Origin of the sequence: Actinomadura verrucosospora (assembly GCF_039540335.1) — a bacterium.
In the GTDB taxonomy this organism is placed as follows: Bacteria; Actinomycetota; Actinomycetes; order Streptosporangiales; family Streptosporangiaceae; genus Spirillospora; species Spirillospora verrucosospora.
In genome coordinates this window covers 101,352-127,330 of record NZ_BAABEV010000003.1, presented here as the reverse complement: position 1 = coordinate 127,330, position 25,979 = coordinate 101,352, and the positions used below count along the sequence as shown (strand labels likewise).

At 70.2% G+C, this 25,979-nt stretch carries 30 protein-coding genes, 1 tRNA gene and 2 pseudogenes; 12 read left to right on the top strand and 21 right to left on the bottom strand.

Features of this window, described 5'->3' with window-relative positions:
* Positions 1-38: 38 nt before the first annotated feature.
* From ABD944_RS04710 to ABD944_RS04700, 3 genes are all read right to left on the bottom strand, one after another.
* Positions 39-782, bottom strand: coding sequence for a L,D-transpeptidase family protein (locus ABD944_RS04710; protein ID WP_345172736.1), 744 nt, complete (start codon positions 780-782; stop codon positions 39-41).
* Positions 783-999: 217 nt separating this feature from the next.
* Positions 1,000-1,764 (bottom strand): crotonase/enoyl-CoA hydratase family protein, encoded by a 765-nt coding sequence (locus ABD944_RS04705; protein ID WP_345172734.1) that lies wholly within the window; start codon positions 1,762-1,764, stop codon positions 1,000-1,002.
* Positions 1,765-1,772: 8 nt separating this feature from the next.
* Positions 1,773-2,546 carry an SDR family oxidoreductase gene (locus ABD944_RS04700; RefSeq protein WP_345172731.1) on the bottom strand — a complete coding sequence of 258 codons (774 nt, stop codon included), beginning with the start codon at positions 2,544-2,546 and terminating at the stop codon, positions 1,773-1,775.
* A 179-nt stretch (positions 2,547-2,725) separates the two neighbouring features.
* Between ABD944_RS04700 and ABD944_RS04695 the strand changes: the two genes are divergently transcribed.
* Together ABD944_RS04695 and ABD944_RS04690 are read left to right on the top strand one after the other, a co-directional pair.
* The gene (locus tag ABD944_RS04695) at positions 2,726-3,574 is read left to right on the top strand and encodes an SDR family oxidoreductase (RefSeq protein ID WP_345172729.1); all 849 of its coding nucleotides are present in this window, start codon (positions 2,726-2,728) and stop codon (positions 3,572-3,574) included.
* A 10-nt stretch (positions 3,575-3,584) separates the two neighbouring features.
* A complete protein-coding gene (locus ABD944_RS04690) occupies positions 3,585-4,607 on the top strand; it encodes a DNA topoisomerase IB (protein WP_345172727.1) in 1,023 nt (340 codons plus the stop codon).
* Positions 4,608-4,635: 28 nt separating this feature from the next.
* Here ABD944_RS04690 and ABD944_RS04685 read toward each other — a convergent pair whose 3' ends face one another.
* Positions 4,636-6,015, bottom strand: coding sequence for a glycoside hydrolase family 1 protein (locus tag ABD944_RS04685; protein WP_345172725.1), 1,380 nt, complete (start codon positions 6,013-6,015; stop codon positions 4,636-4,638).
* Positions 6,016-6,665: 650 nt separating this feature from the next.
* Between ABD944_RS04685 and ABD944_RS04680 the strand changes: the two genes are divergently transcribed.
* Together ABD944_RS04680 and ABD944_RS04675 are read left to right on the top strand one after the other, a co-directional pair.
* On the top strand, positions 6,666-7,196 hold the full coding sequence (locus ABD944_RS04680) for a C40 family peptidase (RefSeq protein WP_345172723.1): 531 nt from the start codon (positions 6,666-6,668) through the stop codon (positions 7,194-7,196).
* An 83-nt stretch (positions 7,197-7,279) separates the two neighbouring features.
* A pseudogene (locus ABD944_RS04675) lies at positions 7,280-8,199 on the top strand (IS5 family transposase).
* On the opposite strand, the gene ABD944_RS04670 reads toward ABD944_RS04675, so the two are convergent.
* Together ABD944_RS04670 and ABD944_RS04665 are read right to left on the bottom strand one after the other, a co-directional pair.
* Positions 8,196-8,882: a dienelactone hydrolase family protein gene (locus ABD944_RS04670; protein WP_345172721.1), complete on the bottom strand. Its 687-nt coding sequence runs from the start codon at positions 8,880-8,882 to the stop codon at positions 8,196-8,198. The pseudogene ABD944_RS04675 and the gene ABD944_RS04670 sit on opposite strands and share 4 nt — an antisense overlap.
* A gap of 1 nt (position 8,883) precedes the next feature.
* Positions 8,884-9,276 carry a PaaI family thioesterase gene (locus ABD944_RS04665; protein WP_345172719.1) on the bottom strand — a complete coding sequence of 131 codons (393 nt, stop codon included), beginning with the start codon at positions 9,274-9,276 and terminating at the stop codon, positions 8,884-8,886.
* A gap of 6 nt (positions 9,277-9,282) precedes the next feature.
* Here ABD944_RS04665 and ABD944_RS04660 point away from each other — a divergent pair, with 6 nt between their 5' ends.
* Positions 9,283-10,587: a cytochrome P450 gene (locus ABD944_RS04660; protein WP_345172717.1), complete on the top strand. Its 1,305-nt coding sequence runs from the start codon at positions 9,283-9,285 to the stop codon at positions 10,585-10,587.
* 44 nt (positions 10,588-10,631) lie between these two features.
* Positions 10,632-10,707, top strand: a tRNA-Lys gene (locus ABD944_RS04655).
* 486 nt (positions 10,708-11,193) lie between these two features.
* Here ABD944_RS04655 and ABD944_RS04650 read toward each other — a convergent pair.
* From ABD944_RS04650 to ABD944_RS04635, 4 genes are all read right to left on the bottom strand, one after another.
* On the bottom strand, positions 11,194-11,364 hold the full coding sequence (locus tag ABD944_RS04650; protein ID WP_345172716.1) for a hypothetical protein: 171 nt from the start codon (positions 11,362-11,364) through the stop codon (positions 11,194-11,196).
* Between the two features lie 287 nt (positions 11,365-11,651).
* A complete protein-coding gene (locus tag ABD944_RS04645; protein WP_345172715.1) occupies positions 11,652-11,969 on the bottom strand; it encodes a hypothetical protein in 318 nt (105 codons plus the stop codon).
* Positions 11,970-11,995: 26 nt separating this feature from the next.
* Positions 11,996-12,187: a hypothetical protein gene (locus ABD944_RS04640; RefSeq protein ID WP_345172714.1), complete on the bottom strand. Its 192-nt coding sequence runs from the start codon at positions 12,185-12,187 to the stop codon at positions 11,996-11,998.
* A 45-nt stretch (positions 12,188-12,232) separates the two neighbouring features.
* Positions 12,233-12,376, bottom strand: a complete 144-nt coding sequence (locus tag ABD944_RS04635; RefSeq protein ID WP_345172713.1) for a hypothetical protein — start codon at positions 12,374-12,376, stop codon at positions 12,233-12,235.
* A gap of 268 nt (positions 12,377-12,644) precedes the next feature.
* On the opposite strand from ABD944_RS04635, the gene ABD944_RS04630 reads away from it, so the two are divergent.
* On the top strand, positions 12,645-13,751 hold the full coding sequence (locus tag ABD944_RS04630; RefSeq protein WP_345172712.1) for a fatty acid desaturase family protein: 1,107 nt from the start codon (positions 12,645-12,647) through the stop codon (positions 13,749-13,751).
* 260 nt (positions 13,752-14,011) lie between these two features.
* Here ABD944_RS04630 and ABD944_RS04625 read toward each other — a convergent pair whose 3' ends face one another.
* From ABD944_RS04625 to ABD944_RS04605, 5 genes are all read right to left on the bottom strand, one after another.
* Positions 14,012-14,293 (bottom strand): hypothetical protein, encoded by a 282-nt coding sequence (locus tag ABD944_RS04625; protein ID WP_345172711.1) that lies wholly within the window; start codon positions 14,291-14,293, stop codon positions 14,012-14,014.
* Between the two features lie 181 nt (positions 14,294-14,474).
* Positions 14,475-14,720: a hypothetical protein gene (locus ABD944_RS04620; protein WP_345172710.1), complete on the bottom strand. Its 246-nt coding sequence runs from the start codon at positions 14,718-14,720 to the stop codon at positions 14,475-14,477.
* Between the two features lie 281 nt (positions 14,721-15,001).
* Positions 15,002-15,169: a hypothetical protein gene (locus tag ABD944_RS04615; RefSeq protein WP_345172709.1), complete on the bottom strand. Its 168-nt coding sequence runs from the start codon at positions 15,167-15,169 to the stop codon at positions 15,002-15,004.
* Between the two features lie 32 nt (positions 15,170-15,201).
* On the bottom strand, positions 15,202-15,558 hold the full coding sequence (locus ABD944_RS04610) for a PRC-barrel domain-containing protein (protein ID WP_345172708.1): 357 nt from the start codon (positions 15,556-15,558) through the stop codon (positions 15,202-15,204).
* A gap of 10 nt (positions 15,559-15,568) precedes the next feature.
* Positions 15,569-15,979, bottom strand: a complete 411-nt coding sequence (locus ABD944_RS04605) for a hypothetical protein (protein WP_345172707.1) — start codon at positions 15,977-15,979, stop codon at positions 15,569-15,571.
* A 635-nt stretch (positions 15,980-16,614) separates the two neighbouring features.
* On the opposite strand from ABD944_RS04605, the gene ABD944_RS04600 reads away from it, so the two are divergent.
* The 3 genes from ABD944_RS04600 (at position 16,615) to ABD944_RS04590 (ending at position 17,915) form a co-directional block, all read left to right on the top strand.
* Positions 16,615-16,815: a hypothetical protein gene (locus ABD944_RS04600; RefSeq protein WP_345172706.1), complete on the top strand. Its 201-nt coding sequence runs from the start codon at positions 16,615-16,617 to the stop codon at positions 16,813-16,815.
* A gap of 47 nt (positions 16,816-16,862) precedes the next feature.
* Positions 16,863-17,441, top strand: a complete 579-nt coding sequence (locus tag ABD944_RS04595; protein ID WP_345172705.1) for a DUF5994 family protein — start codon at positions 16,863-16,865, stop codon at positions 17,439-17,441.
* 78 nt (positions 17,442-17,519) lie between these two features.
* Positions 17,520-17,915, top strand: a complete 396-nt coding sequence (locus ABD944_RS04590; protein ID WP_345172703.1) for an STAS domain-containing protein — start codon at positions 17,520-17,522, stop codon at positions 17,913-17,915.
* A gap of 407 nt (positions 17,916-18,322) precedes the next feature.
* Here ABD944_RS04590 and ABD944_RS04585 read toward each other — a convergent pair whose 3' ends face one another.
* The 5 genes and pseudogenes from ABD944_RS04585 to ABD944_RS04565 all read right to left on the bottom strand — a co-directional run.
* Positions 18,323-18,580 carry a DUF6458 family protein gene (locus ABD944_RS04585; protein ID WP_345172701.1) on the bottom strand — a complete coding sequence of 86 codons (258 nt, stop codon included), beginning with the start codon at positions 18,578-18,580 and terminating at the stop codon, positions 18,323-18,325.
* Positions 18,581-18,850: 270 nt separating this feature from the next.
* Positions 18,851-20,059 carry a PP2C family protein-serine/threonine phosphatase gene (locus tag ABD944_RS04580; protein ID WP_345172699.1) on the bottom strand — a complete coding sequence of 403 codons (1,209 nt, stop codon included), beginning with the start codon at positions 20,057-20,059 and terminating at the stop codon, positions 18,851-18,853.
* Between the two features lie 80 nt (positions 20,060-20,139).
* The gene (locus tag ABD944_RS04575; RefSeq protein ID WP_345173119.1) at positions 20,140-20,430 is read right to left on the bottom strand and encodes a UBP-type zinc finger domain-containing protein; all 291 of its coding nucleotides are present in this window, start codon (positions 20,428-20,430) and stop codon (positions 20,140-20,142) included.
* A gap of 60 nt (positions 20,431-20,490) precedes the next feature.
* Positions 20,491-20,895: an acyl-CoA desaturase gene (locus tag ABD944_RS04570; RefSeq protein ID WP_345173118.1), complete on the bottom strand. Its 405-nt coding sequence runs from the start codon at positions 20,893-20,895 to the stop codon at positions 20,491-20,493.
* 223 nt (positions 20,896-21,118) lie between these two features.
* Positions 21,119-21,586 (bottom strand): annotated as a pseudogene (locus ABD944_RS04565) (fatty acid desaturase family protein); the annotation flags it as partial.
* 247 nt (positions 21,587-21,833) lie between these two features.
* Between ABD944_RS04565 and ABD944_RS04560 the strand changes: the two are divergent.
* The gene (locus ABD944_RS04560) at positions 21,834-22,748 is read left to right on the top strand and encodes a LysR family transcriptional regulator (RefSeq protein ID WP_345172698.1); all 915 of its coding nucleotides are present in this window, start codon (positions 21,834-21,836) and stop codon (positions 22,746-22,748) included.
* 168 nt (positions 22,749-22,916) lie between these two features.
* A complete protein-coding gene (locus tag ABD944_RS04555; RefSeq protein ID WP_345172696.1) occupies positions 22,917-23,792 on the top strand; it encodes a slipin family protein in 876 nt (291 codons plus the stop codon).
* 369 nt (positions 23,793-24,161) lie between these two features.
* On the opposite strand, the gene ABD944_RS04550 is transcribed toward ABD944_RS04555, so the two are convergent.
* Complete coding sequence (locus tag ABD944_RS04550) at positions 24,162-24,986, bottom strand: serine/threonine-protein kinase (RefSeq protein ID WP_345172694.1); 825 nt, start codon at positions 24,984-24,986, stop codon at positions 24,162-24,164.
* Between the last annotated feature and the right edge of the window lie 993 nt (positions 24,987-25,979).

The following is a 25,979-nucleotide window of genomic DNA, read 5'->3' as shown; positions in this document are numbered from 1 at the left end:
AGCCAGCGGACGAACCCGTCACAACGCCCGCGTTCCGTTCAGGGGCGGAACAGGGCCCGGCTCGTCCCCATCATGATCCGGTCGTGCGGGCGCAGAGTCCGCATGACGGCCTCCAGGACGGACCGCTCCATCGAGACGCACCCGGCCGTCCGACCCGCGCCGACGTGCATGAAGATCGCCGAGCCGTTCCCCTGGACGACCGGCGAGTCCGGAGGCCGGTTGTAGTTGATCACCACCCCCTGCCGGTAGGGCCCGTCCTGCATGATCTTCGAGAGGTTCTCGTCGGCGGGCAGGCACGTGCCCCGGTAGTACCGGTTGTACCGCCGGTCGCCGATCGTCGAGCCCCAGCAGTCGCCGCCCTCCCGCAGCGTGCGGTAGGGGAGGCGGGTGCCTGGGTCCCCTTCGCCGAACGCCTGGGTCAGACTGTAGGAGCCGGTCGGCGACCTGCCGTCGCCCTCCCGCTTGGCGCCCGGCTCGGCGTATCCGTTCCGTCCCACATGCCCCGGTGCGGTCAGGAGCGTCTTCCACGAGCGCCCCGCCCTGACGCATTCGGTGACGGCCACTTCGGTCGTGCCGTATTGGGCCGCCACGGCGAACACCACATGCCGCGCCGCACCCGGCTCGTAGCGCGTCTTCCCCTGGCCGAGCGCCCGGCAGGGATCCTCCGCCCTCTCCCGGGCGAGCGCCTGCGGAGCATGAACCCCCGCCGCGACCAGCACCGCGGCAGAGGACAGCGCGGCGGCAGAGGAGAGAACCGTGACCCGCATGGCACCCCAACGCATGACGCGGCTCCCTGCTCCCGAGAAACGGATGATCATGCCTCGGTCTCTACCCCGCCCGGGTACCCCTCACCCGCCCGCGCGGCGGAGCGGGCCCGGTGATGATCGGGAGCATGACGACGCCGCGACGCTTGGAAAACCGCAGAACGCCCGGAACTGTGAAGTTCCGGGCGTTCTGCGTGCCGTCACGACGCCAAAAGGGCCACTCAGGCCAGGGGGCTTACTCGCCCTTCCAGTTCGGCTTGCGCTTCTCGGCGAAGGCCGCCGGACCCTCCTGGGCGTCCTTGGACATGAAGACCGGCAGGGTGATGTCCTGCTGCTTCTTCCACGCCTCGTCGGACGTCCAGTCCGCGGACTCGACGATGACCTTCTTGGTCGCCGCGAGCGCCAGCGGGGCGTTCTCGGCGACCTTCAGGGCCAGCTCCTTGGCCGCGGCGAGCGCGCCGCCCGGCTCGGCGAGCCGGTTGACGAACCCGAGCTCGGCCATCCGCTCCGCCGGGTACTTGTCGCCGGTGAGGGCGATCTCCATGGCGATGTGGAACGGGATGCGCTGCGGCAGCCGCAGCAGCCCGCCGCCCGCGGCGACCAGCCCGCGCTTCGGCTCGGGCAGCCCGAACTGGGCGTCCCGCGCCGCGACGATCATGTCGCAGGACAGCGCCACCTCGCAGCCGCCGGCCAGGGCGTAGCCCTCGATGGCGGCGATCAGCGGCTTGGCCGACGGGCGCTCGGTGATGCCGGCGAAGCCGCGTCCCTCGACGGTCGGGTTGTCGCCCGTCAGGAAGCCCTTGAGGTCCATCCCGGCGCAGAACGTCCCGCCCGCGCCGGTGAGGATGCCGATGGACAGGTCCTTGCGGGAGTCGAGCTCGTCGAGGGCCGCCGCGATCCCCTTCGCCACCTCGCCGTTGACCGCGTTGCGGGCCTCCGGGCGGTTGATGGTGACGATGAGGACGGCGCCGTCTTCTTCGGTAAGGACAGCGTCGGTCATTCAGTGCCTCACTTCGGCTGGAAGCGGATACCGCCGTCGAAGCGGATCGTCTCGCCGTTCATGTAGTCGTTCTCGATCAGGGACTTGACCAGGTGGGCGAACTCCGACGCCTTGCCCATCCGCTTCGGGAACGGGACGGGGGCGGCGAGCTTGGCCTTGAACGCCTCCGCCGCCTCGCCTTCGCCGTAGATCGGGGTGTCGATGATGCCGGGGCAGATCGTGTTGACGCGGACGCCGATCGCGGCGAGGTCGCGGGCGGCGGGGAGCGTCATGCCGATGATGCCGCCCTTGGACGCGGAGTACGCGAGCTGCCCGGTCTGCCCCTCGATGCCGGCGATGGAGGCGGTGTTGATCACCACGCCGCGCAGGCCGTCCTCGTCGGCGGGGTCGGTCTTGGAGATCGCCGCGGCGCCGATCCGCATCAGGTTGAAGGTGCCGATCAGGTTGATCCGGATGACGGTCTCGTAGGAGGCCAGGTCGTGCGGGGTGCCGTCGCGGTTCACGGTCCGCGACGCCCAGCCGATGCCGGCGCTGTTGACGATGACGCGCAGCGGGGCGCCCGAGTCGACGGCGGCCTGCACCGCGGCCTGCACCTGCTCCTCGTTCGACACGTCCGTCTTGACGAAGACGCCGCCGATCTCGTCGGCGAGGGCCTTGCCCTTGTCCTCGTTCAGGTCGGCGATGACCACCTTGGCGCCTTCGGCGGCCAGCGCGCGGACGGTGGCCTCACCGAGGCCGCTCGCGCCACCGGATACGACGGCGGAAACTCCGTTCAGGTCCATAAGCGACACCTTACGTGAGGGACCGAATGTGGTTCGGGGTGATGCTATCCAGACGTCGTCGCGCGCTCTGCTCACACCCCTGCGGATCACGGAGGCGCGACCTCGCCCGGGAAGGCGAAGTTACTCTGGAGTCACAATAGAGAACGTTTGCCGCCCCCTGGCAAGGGCACCCGGACCCCATGAGCGAGCGTCCTGCACAGAGCCAGTCCTACCCCGGGCGCACCGAGGACATGACGCCCGAACCACGCGACGAGATGCGCGGCTACACCGGCAGCGGCCTGCTGGAGGGACGGCGCGCACTGATCACCGGCGGCGACTCCGGCATCGGCCGGGCGACGGCCGTCGCGTTCGCCAAGGAGGGCGCGGACGTCGCGATCACCTACCTGGAGGAGGACGAGGACGCCCGGCACACCGCGGGCCTCGTCGAGGCCGCCGGCCGCCGGTGCGTGACGTTCGGCGGCGACCTGGCCGAGGAGCGGCACTGCCGCGAGGTGGTCCGGCACACCGTCCGCGACCTCGGCGGGCTCGACCTGCTCGTCCTGCACCACGGCACCCAGACGCCGGTGAAGGACGTGCGCGAGATCGACGACGCCCAGCTCCGGCGGACGTTCGAGGTGAACGTGTTCTCGCTGTTCTGGACCGTCCAGGAGGCCCTCGACCACCTGGGCCCCGGGTCGTCGGTGATCATCACCGGGCCCATCAACGGGCTGCGCGGCAACAAGACGCTCATCGACTACTCGGCCAGCAAGGCGGCGGCGATGGCGCTGACCACGTGCCTCGCCCAGAACCTCATGGACCGCGAGATCCGGGTCAACTGCGTCGCGCCCGGCCCGGTCTGGACGCCGCTCATCCCCGCCACGTTCGACGCGGAGAAGGTCGAGGACTTCGGGAAGCAGGCCCCGATGGGGCGCGCCGCCGACCCCGACGAGATCGCGCCGTCCTACGTCTTCTTCGCCTCCGACCGCCAGTCGTCCTACTACACCGGGCAGACCCTGGTCCCCGCCGGCGGTGAGATCCACCCGGGCTGATGGAGTGCCGATGACGGAGCTGCGACGCAGCGACCTGAGCGAGCCCGGCTACGGACGCCGGAAGTGCGGGAAGGGATTCGTGTACCTCGGTCTCGACGGCCGGACCCTGGCCGACGCCGCCGAGAAGGCACGGATCAAGGCCCTCGTCATCCCTCCCGCGTGGAAGGACGTCTGGATCTGCCCCGACTCCGACGGCCACATCCAGGCCGTCGGGACGGACGTCGCCGGGCGCCGCCAGTACCTCTACCACGACGCCTGGCGCGAGCAGCGCGACCGGGAGAAGCACGACCACGTCCTGGAACTGGCCGAGCGGCTGCCCAAGGTCCGCCACACGCTCACCGAGCACCTGGCCGGACGCGGCTACACGCGCGAGCGGGTGCTCGCGGCGGCCGTCCGCCTCATCGACCTCGGGTTCTTCCGGATCGGCGGGGAGGCGTACGCGGCCGAGAACGGCACCTTCGGGCTCGCGACCGTCCTGCGCGAGCACGTCACCTGCGGGCGCGACCGGGTGACGTTCGACTACCCCGCCAAGGGCTCGAAGGACCGGTACCAGGCGGTCGCGGAGGAGAACGTGCGCAAGGTGGTGAGCGGCCTCAAGCGGCGCGGCGACGACTCGCCCGAGCTGCTCGCCTACCGGACGCCCGGCGGCTGGCACGACGTCACCACGTCCGACATCAACGAGTTCATCCGCGAGGTCACCCAGGGCGACTTCACCGCCAAGGACTTCCGGACGTGGCACGCCACCGTCCTCGCGGCCGTCGGGCTCGCGGTGTCGGTGCGCGCCGGTGACAGCGAGGCCTCCCGCAACCGCGCCGTCGTCCGCGTCGTCAAGGAGGTCGCCTCCTACCTCGGCAACACCCCGGCCGTGGCGCGGGCGTCCTACATCGACCCGCGCGTCATCGACCTGTACGAGGAGGGCGCGACGATCGCGCCCGCCCTCGGACGGCTCGGCGTGGACGTCGCCGAGGGCGAGCTGGCGACGCAGGGGCCGGCGGAGCAGGCCGTCCTCGACCTGCTCCGCGGGGCCTCCTGAGGCCCTCCGGAGGCGGAGACGCCCGTCCTCACTCCGCGCGGCGGTAGGCGGCGGGCGGGGTGGGCGTCGTGCCGAGGCAGGTGGCGACGGGGTCCTCGATCGAGCACCAGCCGGGCTTGCGCACCGGCACGTAACCGGCGGGAACGCCCCGGTTCGCGATGATCGACCGGTAGGTCGGGACGGCGTCGGTCGGACGGCGCGCCAGGGACGGATCGGTCAGCGCGTCCACCGTGTAGAGGCCGAACCGCGGCCGGTAACTGCCCCACTCGTAGTTGTCGGTGAGGCTCCAGTAGTTGTAGCCCATCATCTTCACGCCGTCGGCCATCGCACGCTGGATCCAGTAGACGTGGTCGCGCAGATGGTCCGAGCGTGTGTAGCCGTCCTGGCGCGGCTTGCCGTCGTCCGTGGACATGCCGTTCTCGACGATGTAGATGGGCAGGTTCGGCAGCCGGCGCTGGTAGTTCCTGAGGACGTAGTACAGCCCCTCGGGCTCGGGGTCGATCTTCCAGAACTCGCCCATGAGCGCGTAGGCCGCGGTCCCATTCTGCAGGTTGGCGCCGTAGTAGTAGTCGATGCCGATGAAGTCGAGCTTGTCGGTGACCTCGTTGAACAGGGCCGCGTCGAAGATGCCGTTGACAGGCGACCCGTAGGCGACGTTGCTGGACACCGGGGCGCCCGGGTCCACCGCGTGGATCATGTCGTAGGCGGCGCGGTGCGTCCTGACCAGGGCGTCGCGCATCCTCATCATCTGGCCGAGGTCCATCGGACGGGCCGTCAACTCCTTGTAGACGTAGGCGCTGGCCTCGTTGAAGGTGATCCAGACGACGCCCTGGCGCTTGTACCTGTCCACGACGAAGCGGGCGTTGCGCAGCCAGTCGTCCCCCGTCCGAGGGTTGTCCCAGGCGCCCTGGTCTGCGACCCAGCCCGGGTAGACCCAGTGGTCGAGCGTCAGCATCGGGCGCATCCCGGCCGCCCTGATCCGGCGGACGAGGTCGTCGTAGTAGGCGATCGCCTTGGGGTCGCGGAAACCGCGGCGCGGCTCGACGCGGGACCACTCGACGGACGTCCGGAACACGTTCGCGCCGAGCCCGCGGGCGAGTTTCAGGTCGCTCGGGTAGCGGTGCCGGAAGTCGACGGAATTCCCGTAGGGGTCGGTGACGCCGCCGGCCTTGCGGTCGGCGTACCTCGTCCAGTTGCTGTCGGGGAAGGAGCCTTCGCTCTGGAAGCCGGACGTGGCGACGCCCCAGAGGAATCCCGGCGGGAACTTGGCGGTGGCGGGCCTGCCGGCGGCGGGCTCGGCGGCCGGGGCGGCCGCGGCGGGGGACGCGGCGGTCAGCGCGAGAGCTGCCGCCAGGCCGAGGGCCGGCAGGAGGTGGACGGGGCGTGCTCTGCGGGGTCTGCCGAACACGGGACTCCCTCCGGAGGCGGACATGAATCTCCTTCGCACTACAGGGGTCGCGCGCGCCCCCGTCAATGGCCGGACACGGCCGGATCCGGCAACCGCCGGACCCGCCCCCGGCTGTGCCGCGCATCACAGACCGATAAATTGATCATGCTTTTCCGGCGCTTGTGACTCACTTCACAATCAGTGAAAGGGGTTGCCGATCAGTGCTGGCAGAACGCTGGACCGGTGTCTCAAACGGACCGCCGCCACCGTGGAGAAATGGCGGGTGATTTGCCAGCGCGGCCGCGCGCTGGCTAGCTTCCTGCCCGGTTCATGCGGCGCCCGAGCCGCCCGGACAACAGAACACGCACCCCGACGCGCGGCGGCGGCGCGGACGGTCTCCCACGGGAGGCCGGCGCGGACCCCCAGGTCGTCCCCTCCAGGGACCTCGCCCGGAAGCCGTCGTCGGACGCCGAATCCGTGCAGACGAGAGGCACGGAACCGGAAGCGGCCGCCATTTCTCTGCGTCCCCCCTCAATGACGCTGCGAAATCGGCCGCTGCATCTCGAACCCTCCAATTAATCCGGAGGGTGACGGCTGCCCGGTAGGCATCAACCGCGAGGTCTGGAGACATTCTGCATACCCCTCGAAACCCCCTCAAGGCCGGATTCACCGTGGGCGGGCTCGTGCTCACCACGACCACCGCGCTCGGCGCGTCCGTCCTGGCGGCAGGGCCCGTGCACGCCGCGGCCCCGCAGCGGGCGCCCCTCGCCGCGGCCCCGGCCGCGACGGTCACCACCACGGCCCTCACCGCCAAGCAGGCCCGGATCGCCAAGCAGAGGAAGCGCGCCGACTACGCCGTGAGGTACGCGGCCAAGCAGATCGGCGACCCCTACCGCTACGGCGGCACGGGCCCCGGCTCCTGGGACTGCTCCGGGCTCGCCGGAGGATCCTGGCGCAAGGCCGGGGTGAAGCTCCCCCGGACCACCCAGCAGATCTACAAGGCGGTCCACAAGAAGGTCTCCTGGAAGGGCGCCGTCAAGGGCGACCTGCTGTTCTTCTACGGCGGCCGGAGCCACATGGGCATCTACGTCGGCCACGGCTACATGATCCACGCGCCGAGCTCCGGCAAGCGGGTCAAGAAGATCAAGCTGAACGGCTACTACAAGCGCAACTTCCACGGCGCCGTCCGGCCCGGGATCTGACCCGGACCGCACGCCAGGCCCCGCGCCGCCCGCCCGGCGCGGGGCCTTCGCGGCACTAGGGCCTGTTTTGCGGATCTGGATCTTTGGTTTGTGGCTTGATGGTGGCCATGGTGCGGCGACATGAGTTGACCGATGCGGCCTGGGCGCGGATCGAGCCGCTGCTGCCGGTGGCTTCGGGGCCTGGTGGGCGGTGGCGTGACCACCGGCAGGTGATCAACGGGATCTTGTGGAAGGTCCGGACCGGCGCGGACTGGCGGGACGTGCCCGAACGCTACGGGCCCTGGCAGACGCTCTACCAGCGGTTCCGCCGCTGGAGTAGGGACGGGACCTGGGAGCGGCTGCTGGCGCACGTCCAGGTCCACGACGACGCGATCGGAATCGTGGACTTGTCGGCGGTGTGCGTGGACTCCACCATCGTGCGCGCCCACCAGCACGCCGCCGGCGCCCGCAAAAAGGGGAACAGTCGGGGACGAACCCGGCATCACCAGCCGACGGGCAGGCTGCCGGGCAGGCGCTCGGGCGATCCCGCGGCGGACTGACCACCAAGATCCACCTGGCCTGCGACGGGCGCGGCCTGCCGCTGGCCTTCACCGTGACCGCCGGCAACGTCAACGACTGCACCCGGCTGATCGAGGTCGTCGAAGCCATCGCGATCGGCCGGGCCGGGCCGGGCCGTCCGCGCACCCGGCCCGGGCACCTGATCGCCGACAAGGGCTACTCCACCCGCACCATCCGCGACTACCTGCGCCGGCGGCGCATCCCGCACACCATCCCCGAACGCAGCGACCAACTCGCCGCCCGCGCCCGCCGCGGACACCGCCGCTGCGGCTTCGCCCGGGACCGCTACCGCCGCCGCAACGTCGTCGAACGCTGCTTCAACCAGCTCAAACGCTTCCGCGGCCTGGCCACCCGCTACGACAAACTCGCCGCCCACTACCGCGCCGTCGTCACCATCGCCAGCCTCATCCTCTGGCTCAACCACGATCCACAAAACACGCCCTAGGCCGGCAGGGTCCGCCGCAAGAACTCCTCGGTGAGCCGCCAAGCGCGCGCGGCGGGCTCCGGCTGGTAGAACATCGGAGCCTTGCGGTTGTGGAACGCGTGCCCGCCGTCCTCCTGGACGTGGATCTCCATGTGGTCCCTCTGCTCGACCGCACGTTCCACCTTGGCGACGTCCTCCCGGGGGATGTACGCGTCGGCACCGCCGAAGTGGAACTGCGCAGGCGCCTGGACGGCGTCGAGCTTGTCAAGCATTCCCGGCACACCGGACCCGTAGTACGAGACGAGCGAATCGACCTGCGCGTTCGCAGCCACCAGGTACGCCAGCGTCCCGCCGAAGCAGAACCCCAGGACGCCCACCCGGCCCACCTCTGGCAGCCCCTTGAGGACCCCCAGCGCCGCCACAGCGTCCTCTACGCCCCTCTCCCAGTCGAACTGGGAGACCATCGACATCCCCTTGGGCAGGGCCGCCTCGTTGTGCGCGGTCGTCCAGTTCGGCTCGATCCGCCAGAACATGTCGGGCGCCGCCACGACGAACCCCAGCGCGACCAGGTCCTCGGCGACCGCCTCCATGTAGTCGCCGACACCGAAGATCTCCTGGAGGAGCAGGATCCCGGGGCCGTGCGTCCCCCACACCCGCAGGTCGAACTCGCCGTCCGCGACGACGACCTTCTCTGTACGCGTCATGTCAGCCGATGATGGCGTAAACCGCGCTGGCATGCGCGACCGTCCGCCCGTCCGCGGTCATGTCGATCTCCGCGAACGCCAGCGTCCGGCCCAGCTTGGACAGCTCCGCGCACACCAGCACGTCCCGTCCCGTCACGGGCCGCTGGAACGTCGTGCTGAGCTGCACCGTCGTCATCGGCACGAAGGCCCCCCTGGCCCCCGACACCGCCAGCACCACCGCCGTGTCGGCCGCCGCCATCAGCGCCTGCCCCGACAGCGCGCCGCCCTCCCTGGCGAGACGGTCGGACCAGGGCAGCCGCAGCACCGCCGTCCCGTCCCCGACCTCCTCGGGCACCAGGCCCAGGTCGAGCACCCACGGCGCGAAGTTGTCACGGAGGATCTCTTCAGGCTTCACCCCGTCATGATGCACGCTGAGGGCATGCACGAGGAGATCTTCCTGCCCGCCACCTATGCCGCCGGCGTCCCCTACGCGACGTTCGCCCGGCTCCGCGCCGCGTCGCCGGTCGCCCGGGTCGGCGAACCGGCCGTCGGCCCCTGGCCCGCGGGCCCCGGCTTCTGGGCGGTCTTCCGGCACGCCGACGTCAAGCACGTCCTGCGCTCCCCGGACCTGTTCTCCTCCCACCTCGGCGCCACCCAGATCCGCGACCCCGACACGCCCGAGGACCTCGCCTTCGTCCGCGCGATGATGCTGAACCAGGACCCGCCGGACCACTCCCGCCTGCGCCGCATCGTCGCCGCCGCGTTCACCCCCCGCGCCGTCCGCGCTTTGGAGAACACCATCAACGAGCGGGCACGCGCCCTCGTGGCCTCCGCCCTCGGCGAGGACACCGACTTCGTCGAGCTCGCCGCGGACCTCCCCGTCTGGACGCTGGCCCACATCATGGGCGTCCCCGACTCCGACCGCCGCCTCCTCTACGACTGGGCGTCCCGCGTCATCGGCTACCAGGACCCCGACTACGCCGGCCTCTCCACCGCCGACGCCGCCGCGATGACCCCCATGGCCCGCGAGGCGATGAGCCACCGCCCGTCCGAGACCGTCCGCGCCGACGGCCGCCCCATCAACCCGCGCTCCTCCACGGCCCTCGCCGACATGTTCGCCTACGCCCACGCCCTCGCCGCCGAGAAGCGCTCCCGCCCGTCCGGCGACATCATGTCCCGCATGCTCGAAGGCGGTCTCACCCCCTCCGAGTTCGAGAACATGTTCTTCCTCTTCGCCGTCGCCGGGAACGAGACCCTCCGCAACGGCATCCCGGGCGGCCTGCTCACCCTCCTCGACCACCCCGCCGAACTCGCCCGCCTCCGCGCCGACCCGTCCCTGCTGCCGTCCGCGGTCGAGGAGATGCTCCGCTACTGGCCACCGGTCATGGACTTCCGCCGCACCGCCACGACCCCGCTCGACCTCGGCGGCCAGAAGATCGAGCCCGGCGACAAGGTCGTCGTCTACCACGCCTCCGCCAACCGCGACGAGACCATCTTCCCCTCCCCCGACCGCTTCGACATCACCCGCACCCCCAACGACCACGTCAGCTTCGGCTTCGGCCCCCACTTCTGCCTGGGCGCCCACCTGGCCCGCACCCAGATGCGCGCCGTCTTCCGCGAACTCCTCCCCCACGACGTCACCCTCACCGGCACACCCGTCCGCCTGGCCTCCAACTTCCAGAACGGCCTCAAGCACCTCCCCGTCCACCTGACCCCCGCCCCCTAACCCCGTCGCGAACCCCCCGTCGATCTCGGTACGCTTGCCAGAACGGGTCGCTAGCTCAATTGGCAGAGCTCCGGACTTTTAATCCGTAGGTTGTGGGTTCGAGTCCCACGCGACCCACCACCCCTCACCAGGGGAAACGCGAGAATGTCGGGCTTGTCCACCGTCGTGTTTGCCCCCTTCGTCCCCATGTCGGCTCGAGGACGGCTCGGCGGCTCGATCCGGGCCCCACTTTCCCCCTGGTCGCGCCTCAGGGCCCGGCAGCCCTCACACACTCAATCCGGTCACACCGCCTACAGAACCGACGGCCATGACCACCAGCGCAGTCAGCAACGCAGCTTTGCGGGGGGCTTCCCATAAGCTGAGTCATGGAGAGCACAGCACGGTCCAGAACACGACGCGGGCGATGGCACGCCTCTCCCGCCCTCGACTCATACGCGCCAAACCAACAACCCGACGCGGCCTCCAAAGACGCTCGGCCGTCACCCAAGCAAGATCATCACATCGGCACCTATGGCCATGATCACAAACCAACCGAATGAAAACCGACGCCCTCACTGACAGCGTCGCAGGTCAGCAAGTGTCGGCCCCGCGCACGCGGGGATGGTTCTACACCCAAGCGTCGCCCGACCCGAACCCGAAGTCGAAGTAGGGGCCGACGAACGGAATGAACCCGCCCCACAGCGCCAGCAGCATCAGCAGCAGGCCATTGAGCAGGCCCCGGCTGCGCGGGGTCTTCAGCAACCCCGACATGCGGGTGCGCGGCGTGCTCCCAGTCATAGCAACCCTCCCTGACTAGGTCACGATTGCCCCATTTTGCACTGTTTCGGGGCCTACCCGGTGCCCCGCTGCACAACCGACCCGGCCGCGCGAAGACTGGGTTACGACGGGCGCGGCGGGGGCTTGGTGGGGCGGTCGCGATCGGGCCAGTGGCCACGGGTCGGTGGAGCGGTCGTGGCGGCGGGTCCGGTGCGGGCGCGTGCCGATCATGTGGCACAGGGAGTTGATGCTCCAGGTGATGTGCTGCAGCAGCGCGACGCGGATCAATCCTGCCCACAGAAAGGCGGTCACCCCGCGTGCCAGGTGCCGGCCAGTGCCCTACCGGCGGCGAACGGCAATGTCAGCGATAGTGCGCACAAGGCGAGGAAGGCCCGGCCCACGCGCATCATCGTCCGGTCGGCTTGCAGATCGGGGGCATAGCGGCGGGTGGAAGTGGGGTCGTTTGTGAAAATCCAGCCCAGGTGCGCGTGCGCCGCGCCGCGGAGCCGCCCTCGCAGTCCGGTGCCGTACCGGTAGGGGGAGTGGGGGTCACCGGGACGGTCGGTGAAGGCGTGGTGGCGCCGGTGGATCGCGACCCAGTCGATCACGCTGCCCTGGAAGCTCATCGACCCCGCGACGGCCAAGGCGACCTTCAGCCGGCGGCGGGCGTGGTCATCGTGTCGATCAGACCGACGCCGAGCTGGACGGCGACCATCCCCGTCGCCTGGTACACCTCGATCCTGCCCTCGCCCGGCCCGCCCAGCGGCCACGCCCCTGATCCGAGGCCGCGCCGTCCGGCGAGGTCTGGCCCGCGGTCAGCATCACCGCCACCGCCATCCGGCACAGCGTCACGGCGTCGGCGACCTCCTCCGCGGTCAGTGACCCCGGCCTACAGGGTGAGGGTGCCCAGCCGGATCGCCCCCGCCTGCAGCGGAGAGGCGAACATCGCCCGTACCCCGGCCGCCGCGGCCACCGGCGCGAACACCGGCCACCGGGAGGCGCCGGCCGGCGAGGAGACATCGGCGACCAGCACTTGGCCTCCGGAGGCACCGGCCTCGATGCCCGGACCTTCCCCAGGGTGAACTGCTGCTCCTCCAAGAGCGCGGCCACCGCATCGGTGGCGTGCGCCCGCTGCCGCCGGTCCGGCCGAGTCGCCACCGACAACGCCGCCCCGTCCACCTCCACCGCCGCCGGGCGATCGGCTCTGCTGATGGGCCCTGCTCGGATCGCCTGTGTCAGCGTCCGGGCCAGTGAGTTTCACTGAAAGTGACCGGCGTGCTTTATCGGGAATGCTCGCCCGTATGGAAGAAGACAATGTGACCACGAGCGCGACCACGAACGTTCCGACCCCCGGCAGTGCCCCCGCCCGGGACCCGGGCGAGGCGGTTCCGCGGGGCAGTGACTACGCGCTGCTGTCCCGCGAGGTGAAGCGGGCCGGGCTGCTGACCCGGCGGCCGGGCTACTACACCGTCAAGATCGTTTCGAATCTCGTCCTGCTGGCGGCCGGTTGGGCGGCCTTCGCGCTGATCGGGCCGTCCTGGTGGCAACTGCTGGTGGCGCTGTTCCTGGCAGTCACCTTCACACAGACCGCGTTCCTCGGGCACGACGCGGGCCACCAGCAGATATCCAGCTCCAAGCGGGTGAACGAGCTGCTGGGGCGACTGCACGGCAACCTACTGGTCGGGCTCAGCTACGGGTGGTGGATCTCCAAGCACAACCGGCATCACGCCCACCCCAACCAGGTCGACCGCGATCCCGACATCGCCACCGGAGCGATCACCTTCACCCCCGAGAGCGCCCGGGCCCGGCACGGCCCCGGTGCCTGGCTGGCCCGGCACCAGGCATGGCTGTTCTTCCCAATGCTGCTCCTGGAAGGGTTCCACCTGCATATCGCGGGGGTCCGCGCCCTGCTCGGCGGCAAGGCCACCGCGCACAGGCCGGGCAGGGCCCGCTTGGCCGAGGGCGGTCTGCTGCTCGCCCACATCGGCGGATATCTCACCGCCCTGTTCTGGGTACTCCCTCCGCTGCAGGCCGTGGGCTTCCTCCTCCTCCAGCAGGGCCTGTTCGGCCTGTATCTGGGCTGTTCGTTCGCCCCCAACCACAAGGGCATGCCGATGCTCGGCAGGAACGACAAGACGGACTTCCTGCGCCGGCAGGTCATGACCGCGCGCAACATCCGCGGTGGCAGGATCACCGATTTCGCGCTCGGCGGGCTGAACTACCAGATCGAGCACCACCTGTTCCCGTCCATGCCGCGGCCCAACCTGCGCCGCGCGCAGACGCTCGTGCGCGCCTTCAGCAACCGCCACGGCGTCGCCTATTGCGAGACGGGTCTCCTCCAGTCCTACGCGCAGGCGCTGCGCCACCTCCATGCGGTCGGCGGGCCGTTGCGTCCCGAGCTGGAGTAACCAACGCGTAGCTCATGCTGGTGTCCCTCATGAGCCCGGGGGCTCAAAGAGAACGAACCGCCCCCTCTGGTGGGCTCCCCGGCCGGGCTGGTCGCCGACATGCTGGTCACCAGATGAGGCTGTGGGTTTGAGTTCCACGCGACCCACCACCCCTGACCAGGGAAAGCACGTCTCGGTGGGCATGTGGGCGATCATGCCTGGGGCCGAGCTGAGGCCATCCTGGGGCCGAGAGGGCGCGCGACCCGAGCCGACACCCGCTTCTATCCCTGCGCCCGGTGAAGGGCGGTCCATACGGCCATGGCAGGCCGCTCCCCGGTCTTGCGGCAGTGCTGAACTCGGGCAGCGGCCCACACCACCGCCCGGGCTCGCCGGGTCGGCGGTAACGCCACCAGCGACGCCGGGTTCTCCTCCACCAGCCCTGCCCGCAACGCCGCGTTCAACGCCGCCCGCAGCGCCGCGCGGATCCGATCCAGCGTCGCGGTCGACAACCGCCGGCCCGCGGCCTGGTGCTCGCGGGTGATGACCTGGAAGATCTCATCCACATGCGCTACCGCCACCTCCGCCAGCAGCAGTGGCCCAGCAACGGGGTTAGATACCGCCGCACATGATCGGCGTAACCGGTCACCGTGGACGGCGCGCCCTGGTGGTTGTCCAGCCAAAGCTGCAGCCACTCGGCCACCGTGAGCGGACTCCCGGCCGGGCCGCACAACCGCGCCAACTCCTCTAGCGCGGACTTACGGGTCCGGAAACCGCCGCGGCGGACACGGCGCCGACGACCATCCGCACCGGATGGCGGCGGTCGCGGTCAACGTCGTGCTGTTCACGGTGGCGTTCCGGATACTGACCGTCCGGCCGCTCACTGTCGCGCAGGTCCGGGTGGGGGCGATCGTTTCGGCGCTGGTCTGGCAGGCCCTGCAATGGGCCGGTGCGTTCCTGCTCCCCCACATGCTCGAGGGCGCGAACCGCCACCTACGGCATGTTCGGTCTCGTGCTCGGGCTGCTGACGTGGATCTACCTGGGCGCGGTCACCTTCGTGGCCGGCGTGGAGATCAACGTAGTGCGCGAGCGGCGGCTGTGGCCCCGCAGCCTGCTGACGCCCTTCACCGGCAATGTCGAGCTGACCGCCGGAGACCGGCGCCTACGCCTCCTGTGCCGAGACCGAACGCCACAAGGGGTTCGAGAACGTCGACGTCGACTTCGACCCGCCCGCGGACGACGCGGTGACGTCGGGGCCGTTTCCGTGCAGGTGGTCAGCGAAGCGGCCGTTCGCGCCTGGTCGAGCGCACGCCGAGGAACGCCAGATCGGCGACGAGAACGATGACGCCGATGATCAGCAGGTAGAACAGGCCGTGGACGAGGATGCCGAGGATGCCCAGCACCAGCGCGGCGATCACCACCACGAGGACGAAGACCATCATGTGCCTTCACTCCTTCGGTCGGGTCCGAGTGTTCAGCGGCGGGCGAGCTGGCGCTCGCCGCCTGCGCCGGGTTCGTAGTGCAGGCCGTAGTGCCGGAAGACCGCTTCCTCGTCCTGGGCGGGCAGAACGTCGTCCATGCCGATCGCGGGACTGTGCTTGACCTGCGACCTGTCGTGGGCGATCCGCACGTAGCCGGGGCCGGCGGTCGCACCTTCCAGGGGGACGAAGGCCAGGCGGTGCCGGGTGGGCAGACCGATCCGCACGGTGGCCATGGCGGGTTCGTCGGTGCTGGTGTCGACGTAGACCGACTCCAGCGTGCCGATCTTGCGGCCGCCGGAGTCGAGGACGGCGCGGGTGCGCCATTCCCTGATGTCGGCCATCTGGATCATTGGGACTCCTTCATTCTTCGGTTGAATTTCCCCAGTCTTCGTCGTCCAGTTCGTCCCAGGTCGGCTGATCCGTGGGCGGTGTGCCCGGACGGCGGGGGGATCTGCCGCAAGCGCCGGCGCGGGGCGGCGGTGCCGGGGACGGTGCGGCGGCCGGTTCGTCCAGGCGGGGTTTGAGTTGCCGGTAGCGCTCCTCGGTCTCCTCGACGCCGAGGCCGAGGACGGCGGCGATCTGTTCGAAGCTCAGGCCCGCGGCTTGGGCGGTGCTGAACAGGCGCGCCTCGGTCTGGTCCAGATCCAGGCGGACCGCGCCCAGCACCAGCAGTGCCGCAGCGACCTCGACCTGCTCGGGACTGTCGCCGTTTCCGTGCTGGGCCCGGTCGCCGGCGTCGAGGACCGCGCCGATGGCGTCGCGGTCGGGCATCGGCCGTTCCCTGGACTGCCAGAGAAACTCGTCCACGCCGGTGGCGTGGCGGGGGGTCAGGAAGGCGCGCGCCTGCTGGACGGAACGCGGTGCGGGCGCCGGCAGGCCGACTGACACGACCGCCGGCGAGGCGGCGTCCGCGTTCGAGGGCCGCTGTTCGTGGTCGGCCCAGTCCGGCGCGCCGGGAGGGGGGCTGCATTTCGAGGTTCGGATCGGGGAGATCCGGTCTCGGACGGTCATGGGGCTCACTTCCTGTTCAGCAACCCGGCCAAAGGTCTCGCCTCACCACGGGTCGGCCATGGTCCAGGACCGGCCGGCTCGGGGAGGAGCGGACGGTCCTGGACCAGCCGGGCGCAGCCCCCAGCGGTGACCGGCTGTTTCTCATTCAAGTCGGACGGCCTGAAGGCGGGAAACAGGCAAAGCGCGCACACGCCATCACTCGCACCGATGACCGCCCGCCCGGAGCTCGAATGAGTCCTGATCCCGTGTCCCTGCACACCTTCAAAAGAAATCTTTTTAGAGAATTGCAAATATTCATGAATCGTCGGGTAGGATCAAATTATCCGGCAACGATGACGTCCTCATTCTGAGGTTGTTCCGTCACACCGGCTCGCTCGCCCCCGAGAGGGGGAGTCATGCCGAATTCGGCCGTCTTCATGGTGGTCGTGGTAAGCAACACCGGCGACGCGCGAATCTCCTTCGCCGGCATGAGCGGTGTCCTGCCGCTGGCGGTCGTGCTCCTGGCCGCGATGGCCGCCGGAATCGCGGTGACCCTGATTCTGGGCACCGCCCGCCTCACCCAACTGCGGCCGCTGACCCGCAAGCGCCTCCGATGAGGAACCGGCTCGCCGCATCGATCGAAATCCAGAAGAAGGTGCCGGCCATGTGGACCACCACCGAACGCCGCACGACGATCAGCCTGTCACCACCCTCGACTCCACGATTGCGGTTGCGCCCCGCGGCTCCTCCCGGCTCGGTGCGGACCGCGCTGGACGGCGCCTGGTGGCCCCGCTCGGCCGACCCGGTCGCGGAGTTGCCGGGGCTGGTCCTGGCGCTGCAGGACCACGGCCCCATCGACGACCACCGTCCCGTCACCCACGTCCTGCTGCGGGTGGACGACTGGGACAGCCGACCGCGCCGGCTGCGGATCGACGGCCCGGCCGACAGCAGGGTGGTGCGGCTGAGCTGGTTCGACTCGCTTCCCGCCGGGCTCCTCACCGCGATCCATGCCGACGGGCGGCGCGTCGACCTGCTCACCGTCCCGGTCTCCACGACCCGCACCGAAGCCGAGGCGGTGATGGAACTGGCGTCCCACCCCGCCAACCATCTGCACACCCCCGGCCTGCTGGCCGCCCTCACAGCGGCACCCGGCCGACCGGACCGGGCCGGCACCCAGAACGCCTCGGAGGACACCTGGGAATCCGAGGGCGGACGCCTTCGAGGAGACCCGGCGACACGCTGATCCGACCCGTTGCCCGGCCGGCCCGTCGGGCGGCCGCCCGGGCACGGAACCTCCGCCCCTCCCCGAACGGAGATCACCATGACCACCTTCACCACCACCCCGCCCGCCGCCGCAGATCTCGTGCGAGGCCCCCACGAGGTGCGGATGCGCGCCCACCGGCGCCCCGGTCACACCATCGTCGCGCTGTCGGGCGCCCTGGACGGTGCCGCCGCCGCAGCGCTGCGCGAACACCTGATCGGCGCGTTGCGGCCCAGCGGCCGCCTGCTGATACTCGACCTGAGCGCGGTGACGTCCGCCGACGCGGCCGGACTGGCCGTGCTGATCGGCATCCGCCGCCGCGCCGCCGGACTCGGCATCACCCTGCGCCTGGCCGCCCCCGGCCCGCAGGTCGCCGCGCTGCTCCGCGCCACCGGGCTCGACCGCGCGCTCATCGTCCTGCCCGCTCGGGCAGTCCGCGCCGGGCTCGCCGCATGACCGCATGGGCGCCGGGCACAAAGAGAGGCGATGTGACCAGACCGAGCCCGGTTCCGCGATACCGGCCTGCCCTGCCGCGCACGGCCCGGTCGATGTGCGGCCGGAACCGCGCGCCTGCTGTGGCGAGATCCGCGCCCGTATCCGCGTCGCTCGGGAGCCCGTCCGGGGCCGCCGGTCATCCGTCCGGCCACGCGGACGGCCACGGCATCATCGCCCTGACGTATGGGCGCCGGCCCTCCCGCAGGCGTGCCCGGTACATCCACTCCTTCGCCTGGTGGCAACGGGACCCAGCCGCCGACTGGTGATCCCGTCAGGAAACGACGACGGCGACCGCCGCGATGAGCACGCAGACGATCGCCACCGCGATGACCATGCCGCCGATGAGTCCCATCACCAGCCGAAGGTATTCATTCTTCATGCTCATCGGGCACCCTCTGCCGTCTTTGCCTGGCGTGCGCTTCGTCGATGGCGTCTTGGCGGCTGCGGGCCGGCCATCGCTGCGGACGCGGCCTTCCGCGCACGACCAGCGGAAGCAGCAGCAGGGCCACGCCGGCGACCATGAAGATGGCGCCCACCGCGTGCAGATCGATACCGCTCACGGATCCGGTGACGGCGAAAACGAGAATCGCGCCGATTATGAGGAGAGCGATACCGGCTATCGGCATCACACGCCGCCCTTCGGTGAGATCACATCAATGAACCGGGCGTCCATGCCCATGAGCGGACTCCTTGAACGAGCCGTGAATTCGGTCCGGATGGGCCTTATGGTCACCGGACTCGCATGCTCAATACCATCAAACCGCCCCCCGGCCGCAACGGAAACAGCGGATTTCCGAACGTCTCTTCTCTTCAGGAGATGACCGGTCGTCATCTCCACCAACCCTCACCGCCTCACCTCCCGTTAGCCCGGTCGCCAACTGGCAGGGGTCTCGTGGTCACAGGAGGGGCCGGGTGAGGTGGTCGGCGGTGCCGCCGCGCCATTCGATGAGGAAGAGGGTGGCATCGTCGCTGGTGATTCCGCCTCGCTCACCCATAAGGGTGTGGGAGAGGTCGCGCACCATTTGCTGGACGGTCGCGCTGGCGGGCCCGACGCGTTCGATGGTGGCGATCAGCCGATCCTCGCCGAACAGAGTCCCGCCGGCGGTGTGCTCTTCGATGAGGCCGTCGGTGTAGGCCAGGACCCGGTCGCCGGGGAGGAGCCGGCGGTGGTTGATCAGGGGTGTGGAGCCGCCGAAGCCGACGGGGAGTGTGCCGTGGCCTTCCAGTGCGCAGATGACCTTGTGGTCGCGGATCAGCATGGGGGCGGGGTGGCCGGCGTTGACCCATTGCAGGTGGCCTGTTCCGATGTTCAGCCGCATCATCTGCGCGGTGACGAAGTGGTCGGGGCCGAACTGCTCGTCGATGGCGGTGTCCATGAACGCGTACAGCTCGGCGAGCCCGGCCTCGGCGCGTCTGGCGTGCCGGTAGGCGCCCACGGCGACGGTGGCCAGGACCGCGGCGTTCAGACCGTGGCCCATCGCGTCGATCATGGCCAGGTGCAGGACGTCGTCGTTGAGGGCGTAGTCGAGGCTGTCGCCCGCGACATCGTAGGCGGGTTCGAGGATCCCGGCGACGGCGACCTGCGGTGTCGTCATGGTGAGCGGGGGCAGCAGGGACCACTGGATCTCCGCGGACACGCTCATGGGCGCGCGCCGCCGTGCTCGCAGGAACTGGTCGGTGTAGTTGTTCTTGGTCACCAGCATGTCGGCGACCAGGCCCGCGAGCCGCCGCAGCAGCCGGCGGTCGTCGTCGTCGACCCTGTCCAGGGTCAGGGACATCACGCCGATCTCGTCGCTGCCGTCCAGCAGCGGCAGGAACATCCGCACCCCATCGGCCCGCCGTTGTTCGACGACGGTCTCCGACAGGAACGCGCGACCGGCCGAGGACCCCTCCAGCGGCAGCGGTTCACCATCGGTGAGGCCCCGGCCCGGCAGCGGCACCAGCGTCAACTGGGCGTAGTCCTGCAGCAGGATCGAGACGTCCCGGCCGCCGATCGCACGCACCTCCTCGGCCACCAGCGGTGCGATGAGCTGGGGCGGCATCTCGTGCGCCCGGTCCAGCAGCTGTCCCAGCAGCCGCTCACCGAAGCCTTCGCTCCGATCCACCCCGTCCTCGGGCCCGTTCAGTTCCCCCACGTCGTCTATGTGCCCTCCGGCATGGGCGATAACTTCGCATAGCGAGAGTGTTATACGGGACGTTCGTGGATATAGCACCATTTCCAGGTCGATCCCGGCTCCATAGCGGCGGCGAGCGGATGATCGGTCTCCTGGTAGTGCGCTCGCGCGTGCCGTCCGGGCGAGTCGTCGGAGCAGGCCACCCAGCCGCAGGTCAGGCACAGCCGTAGCGCCGTCCACCGGTCACCCCGTGCCTCACACGCCGCGCAACCAAGTGATCGTGGCGTGACGGGGGCCAGGCCGTCCGGATGCTCACAGCGCGGCGCCGAGCCGTTGGGGCTGTGCGGCACGCCCGAGGCCATGGCGCGGACCCTCATCTCGTGATTCATCGAACCTCCCCCTTCCGGGTGTCGCGTTACGGGTCAGTACTCCAGTTCCAGGCGCAGGGGACCGCCGACCGCGTGCAGGTGACGCATTACATCGGCGTAGGAGCCGGTGAGGGTCGTCTCACGGTAGGCGATGTCGTTGCGGGCGCAGAAGGCGCGCACGAGGGCTTGGGCGCGGCGCAGGTTGGGCCGCGGCATGGAGGGGAAGAGGTGGTGTTCGATCTGGTAGTTCAGGCCGCCGAGTACGAAGTCGTTGATCCGGCCGCCGCGGATGTTGCGCGCGGTCAGCACCTGCCGGCGCAGGAAGTCGGACCCGTGGTCCCTGCCGAAGATCGGCATGCCCTTGTGGTTGGGGGCGAACGAGCACCCCAGGTAGAGCCCGAAAAGTCCCTGCTGGAGGAGGAAACCCACGGCCCGGGCAGGCGCCAGCACCCAGAACAGGACGGTGAGGTATCCGGCGGCATGGACGAACAGCAGGCCGCCCTCGACCAGCCGCGTCGTTCCCGGGGTGTTCGCCCGGGAGGTCGCGCCATTCCCCGAGCAGTGCCCGGACGCTCGCCAGGTGCAGGTGGAGTCCTTCCAGGAGCAGCATCGGGAAGAACAGCCAGGCCTGGCGGCGGGCCAGCCATACGCCGAGAGCGCCGCGGGCCTGGGCGTCGTCGCGGGTGAAGGCGATCGCGCCGGTGGCGATGTCGGGGTCGCGGTCGATCTGGTTGGGGTGGGCGTGGTGCTGGTTGTGCTTGGCGACCCACCAGCCGTAGCCGAGACCGACCAGCAGGTTGCCGTGCAGCCGTCCAAGCAGGACGTTGACCCGCTTGGAACCGGAGATCTGCTGGTGGCCCGCGTCGTGGCCGAGGAACGCGGTCTGGGTGAACGCGGCCGCCAGGAACGCCGCCACCGCGAACTGCCACCAGGACGGGCCGATCAGCACGAAGGCGGTCCAGCCCGCGGCGAGGAACAGCAGGTTCGTCGCGGCCTTCACCCAGTAGTAGCCGGGCCGCCGGGCCAGTAGCCCGGCCCATTTCACCTGCCGCGACAGCACCGCGTAGTCGCTGCCTCGGACGCTGCCTGGTCCGCAGGTCTCGTCCGGTGCGCCGCATCGAGGGCCGCCTGGCGGGACGATCTTGGTCATGGTCTTCGACTCCAGAAAGATGCCCTCCGGTGAGGGACAACCGGCTCGAACGCCGCCGGTGGGCTCGGGAGCCGGGAAGGCGCCTATCCCCAGTTGAGCCTGCTCTTGGGCCGGACCGAACCGGGCAATGCGGGCAGGGATCATCAGTAGCGGCGATAACCGCCGGACGGCGATGCAGAGCTTCAGGTGCACGCCGCGATGTACGCTGCTGGAGGGTCCAGCTGTTCCGGCCCGGAAGGCGGGAGACGTGGAACTGCGCCAGCTCCGCTATTTCGTCTCCGTCTCCGAGGAGCTCAATTTCGGGCGCGCGGCGGCCCGCGAGCACATCGTCCAGTCGGCGCTGAGCCAGCAGGTACAGCGGCTGGAGCGGGAGCTCGGGGTGCGCCTGCTGGAGCGCACCACGCACTACGTCGCCCTGACCCCGGCGGGGGCGGCGTTCCTGATCGAGGCGCGGCAGATCCTCGCCCACGTGGAGCGCGCCGCCCAGGTCGCCCGGACCGCGCAGGGCACCTCGCCGGCGTTGCGGGTGGGCATCATCGACGCCAGCTACGACTCGATGCCGCAGATCCTGCACGAGGCCCAGGCACGCTACCCCGACCTGGTGATCCACCAGGTCGAGGTCGGGGTTCCCGAGCAGTACCAGCAGCTCGTCGACGGGCGCCTGGACGTGGGCATCGGCCGCGCCGCGCAGGCACCCGGCGGGATCGCCTCGCACCTGTTCCGCCAGGACCGCCTCGGCGTCCTGGTCCCCCGCGGGCACCGGTTCGCCGACCTGGACGAGGTGGCCGTCGATGCCCTGGCCCGCGAGCCGCTGCTGCTGGCCGAGGAGATGAAGGCTCCGGAGTTCAACCAGTTCACCGTCGAGATGTGCCGCGCCGCCGGCTTCACCCCCACGGTGCACCAGGGCACCGTCGACAGCATCCGCGCCGCGTCCACCCTGGTCGCCCAGGGCCGCTGCCTGTACTGCGTGCCCTCCTCCTGCATCTCCGCCCTCCCGGGGACGATCTGGCGCCCGCTCACCGAACCGGTCTCGTTCTACCCCTGGTCGATCCTGTGGCGCGCCGCCGACGACTCCCCTCACGTCCGCGCCGTCGTCGCCTGCGCCCGCGGCATGTCCGAACGGCTCAGCTGGCTCATCACCGCCGACCAACCGGCCGGCTGACCCGTCCGCCACTGATCCACCGGCCTCCACCCGACCCGCGCGGTGATCGGTCGTGGTGATCGGCTCAGACCGTATCGGCGGTATCCCCGGCGGCCGCACGGGATTGTCTGTAATAGGGGTCTTCCACACGGCCCGTCCAGGCCCAGCCCCCACCGAGCGGAGCATTCGATGGGAATCCTGATCGCCGTTGTCGTGATCATGGTGCTGGTGGCGCTGTTGCTGCTCGCGATGGCGGTGCGGATCGTCAAGCAGTACGAGCAGGGGGTGCTGTTCCGGCTCGGCCGGGTCCGCGGCGTTCGCGAGCCCGGCCTGCGGCTGATCATTCCGGTGGTGGACGTGATGCGGCGGGTGACCCTGCGGATCGTCACGATGCCGATCCAGTCGCAGGGCATCATCACCCGCGACAATGTCAGCGTGGACGTCTCGGCGGTGGCCTACTACCGGGTGGCCGACGCGGTGAAGTCGGTCGTGGCGATCGAGAACGTCCGCGCCGCGATCGACCAGATCGCCCAGACCACGCTGCGCAAGGTGGTCGGGCAGCACACCCTGGACCAGACGCTGTCGGAGACCGACCGCATCAACGCCGACATCCGCGAGATCCTCGACGTCACCACCATCGCCTGGGGCGTGGAGGTGAGCCTGGTCGAACTGAAGGACATCCAGCTCCCCGAGACCATGAAACGCGCCATGGCCAAGCAGGCCGAGGCCGAACGGGAGAAGCGCGCCAAGATCATCAGCGCGGAGGGCGAGTCGATGGCCGCCGCCGCCCTCGGCGACGCCTCGGACACGATGATGGCCCACCCCCTTGCGCTGCAACTGCGGAACCTGCAGAGCCTGGTCGAGATCGGCGTGGACAAGAACAGCACCGTGGTGTTCCCCGCACCGCTGATGACCACCATCGCCGAACTCGGAGCCTTCCTCGCCCGCGAGAAGACCGCCGCCGTCCCCGCCGCCACGCCGAACGGTGCCCCGCAACCCAACGGCGCCCCGCAACCCGCCGCGACCACGTTCGTGAACCCGCCCGCTCCCCCTCCCGCCACCTGAGAAGGCCCCCATCGGGAACGCCGTCGCTCACGCTCGGGCGCCCGACCCTCAGCCACGCGGTCAGTCGACTCCATCCGCATCACGACGCCGGCCCCGCCACGCGATGATCACCGGTCGGCCGCGCCCCCGTCTGAATCCGGGCGATGCGACTCCGGCAAGCTCTGAAAGAGATAAGCCATGCTCGGATACCTCATGGCCATCACTCGACGGATCATCTTCGCTGAGCAGTGATCCGCCATGTCGGGGGGACCGGCCGGATCTCTCCGGGGCCGCCCGTTGGAAGGAACTCGGGCGGCCCCGGACGATCTCGATGAACGCGAGCGCGCGCTCGAAGCGAGACGTGCAGAAGCGGAGATTCGCCGCAGCCCCTCATCCGGTTGCGAGTGCGCGCCGGCAGCCGGCGGCGGCCGCAGGCAGGTCGCACATCACCTGGCCGGCATTGGGCCGCAGGGCCGGATCCTTGGCCAGGCACGCGGCCGCCAAGGCGCGCAGTCGTCCCGTCAGCCGGCCCAGTTCGGGATCCTCGTCGAGGATCCGTCGCATTACGGCCGGGATCGTGTCATCGCCGAATGCTGGTGATCCGTTCGCCGCGAAGGCCATCGTGGTGGCCCAGGCGAACATGTCGGCCGCGGGCCCGGCACATTCGCCGAAGAACTGCTCGGGGGCCATGTAGGAGGGTGTGCCGATCACCTGGCTGGTGGCGCTCGTACTCGCCTCCAGCACCCGCGCGATCCCGAAGTCGATCACCCGGGGCCCGTCCGGGCCGATCAGCACGTTGGCGGGCTTGAAGTCGCGGTGCACGATGCCGGCATGATGAACGGCCGCCAGGGCGGTGGCCGTGCCCAGCGCCAGCCGGTCCAGGTCACCACCGCGGCGCGGTCCCTGCCGGCGGACCAGGTCCCGGAGCGAGGGCCCGGCGATGTACTCGCACACGATGAACGGTCGCTCACCATCGACCTCGGCGGCCAGCACGGCGGCGGTGCAAAAACTCGCCACGCGCTGTGCCGCGGCCGCCTCGCGGACGAACCTTGTCCGTGCCCGCTCGTCATCCCCGCGGTGCATCACCTTGACAGCGACCGGCTTCCCGCCGCCGGTCTCACCGAGATAGACCATCCCCTGGCCGCCCTCGCCCAACCGGCCGAGGATCCGGAAACCGGCAAGCCGTGATGGGTCGCCGGGTCGCAGCGGCTCCATGATGTCCCACTCTCGTCATGCCGTGCGTGCTATGTGCTCCGTGGGAGCACGGGAACGGCTCGGTGCGCCTATGACCGCGGTCCCGCGCATCTTTCAGGTCCTTGCGGGCTCGCTGGAGGAGTTCGATCGTTGAGCCGTCCGGGGCCGCGGTGCGGTTCTCGGCGGAATCGGGATGGCGTCGCGTGCCCAACGGCGGCGCTGCTGAGCCCGCCTGCGGGCGGCCGGCGCGAAAGCGTTCCGAACGAGCATTACGCACCGAAGTTGCCGGGGGGCCGGGGCCGGAGTGCGGGCTCATGGGTGTCCGGGCCGCCACGGTCCACCGCCGCCCCAGGGCCATTTCACCTGCGGCCTGCCCAGCTGTTCGAGCGGCCGGGACGCCGGCCGTTCCGGCGTCCGCCGCCGTGTCCGGCGCGGCGTGTGGTGATGAAGTGGTAGGCGAGCAGGAGGAGTGCCGATCCGGCGACGGCGGTGATCCCGGTGGTGGACGATCACTCCGGCGACCGGGCCGAGGATGATCCAGGCGATGATGCCCATGACCGAGCTCCTAGACGAGCCTTGAATCGATGGCTGCCCGGCAACGGTCATCCGGACCGGCCGGGGCAGGGGCCCCGGCATATCTTCCGCAGGAGCGCGGAAAGGGGCCGCTCGTTCACCCCTCAGCCAATCCCGTTGGCGCCGGACGGGAAACAGTCAATCCACGACAAGTGTCATCACCGTGACCGATGACCGCATGGGCACCGGAAGTCAGGTGATCGGACCTAGTGATGGCCTTTGCGCGAATCACCCGTTTCCCGTGACCCTTTCCGCACCCCGATGCCGCGACGCCCCGGACGGGAGCCCAGCGCGCCCAGAGGGCGCCGACCGGGGCGACGCCCCCCTTTGTCCTCCTGTTGGCTCGCGGGCTCGATCGGGACCTCCAAACGCCCGAGTCACGCCCGGAAATCCCCCGATCCTGCGCCGCCAGGAGGTGCAGGTGGTACGGTGCCCTGCCGG